The sequence below is a fragment of the Exiguobacterium sp. s11 genome (assembly GCF_018619015.1).
GTDB lineage: Bacteria > Bacillota > Bacilli > Exiguobacteriales > Exiguobacteriaceae > Exiguobacterium_A > Exiguobacterium_A indicum.
Genome location: NZ_JACSNF010000010.1, coordinates 1 through 1,387, shown reverse-complemented (window position 1 = coordinate 1,387; position 1,387 = coordinate 1). Strand labels below are relative to the sequence as shown.

1 other annotated feature (cut by a window edge) is annotated in these 1,387 nt (G+C 55.2%).

The features are described 5' to 3' along the window. Positions 1 to 1,345: a sequence feature (mutual gap in cmsearch alignment for this rRNA model is longer than 100), on the top strand; it begins 1,627 nt to the left of the window's first position. Positions 1,346 to 1,387 lie beyond the last annotated feature (42 nt).

Genomic DNA, 1,387 nt, shown 5'->3' with positions numbered 1-1,387 from the left:
GCGGAGTCCCGTAGGGACGTAGGTCACGATTTCACACTGCCAAGAAAAGCCTCTAGTGAGGGGGAAGGCGCCAGTACCGTAAACCGACACAGGTAGGCGAGATGAGAATTCTAAGACGCGCGGGATAACTCTCGTTAAGGAACTCGGCAAAATGGTCCCGTAACTTCGGGAGAAGGGACGCTCTACATGAGTAGAGCCGCAGTGAATAGGCCCAAACGACTGTTTAGCAAAAACACAGGTCTCTGCTAAATCGCAAGATGACGTATAGGGGCTGACGCCTGCCCGGTGCTGGAAGGTTAAGGGGATGGGTTAGCGCAAGCGAAGCTTTGAACCGAAGCCCCAGTAAACGGCGGCCGTAACTATAACGGTCCTAAGGTAGCGAAATTCCTTGTCGGGTAAGTTCCGACCCGCACGAAAGGCGTAACGATTTGGGCACTGTCTCAACGAGAGACCCGGTGAAATCATAGTACCTGTGAAGATGCAGGTTACCCGCGACAGGACGGAAAGACCCCATGGAGCTTTACTACAGCCTGATATTGAGGCTTTGTGCATGATGTACAGGATAGGCGGGAGACGTCGAGCCCGGAGCGCCAGCTTCGGAGGAGTCACCCTTGGGATACCGCCCTTCATGCATAGAGTCTCTAACTCGCAGCCGTGATCCGGCTGGAGGACCGTGTCAGGCGGGTAGTTTGACTGGGGCGGTCGCCTCCTAAACAGTAACGGAGGCGCCCAAAGGTTCCCTCAGAATGGTTGGAAATCATTCGTAGAGCGCAAAGGCAGAAGGGAGCTTGACTGCGAGACCTACAAGTCGAGCAGGGACGAAAGTCGGGCTTAGTGATCCGGTGGTTCCGCATGGAAGGGCCATCGCTCAACGGATAAAAGCTACCCTGGGGATAACAGGCTGATCTCCCCCAAGAGTCCACATCGACGGGGAGGTTTGGCACCTCGATGTCGGCTCATCGCATCCTGGGGCTGGAGTAGGTCCCAAGGGTTGGGCTGTTCGCCCATTAAAGCGGTACGCGAGCTGGGTTCAGAACGTCGTGAGACAGTTCGGTCCCTATCCGTCGTGGGCGCAGGAAATTTGAGGAGAGCTGTCCTTAGTACGAGAGGACCGGGATGGACGCACCGCTGGTGTACCAGTTGTTCCGCCAGGAGCATCGCTGGGTAGCTACGTGCGGACGGGATAAATGCTGAAAGCATCTAAGCATGAAGCCCCCTCCAAGATGAGATTTCCCTTTGAGTAATCAAGAAAGACCCCTCAGAGACGATGAGGTAGATAGGTCACGGGTGGAAGCATGGCGACATGTGGAGCTGAGTGATACTAATCGGTCGAGGCCTTGTTCTAGCAGATGCTTGTTGATGACTTCAGTTTTGAGGGCGCGAGCCT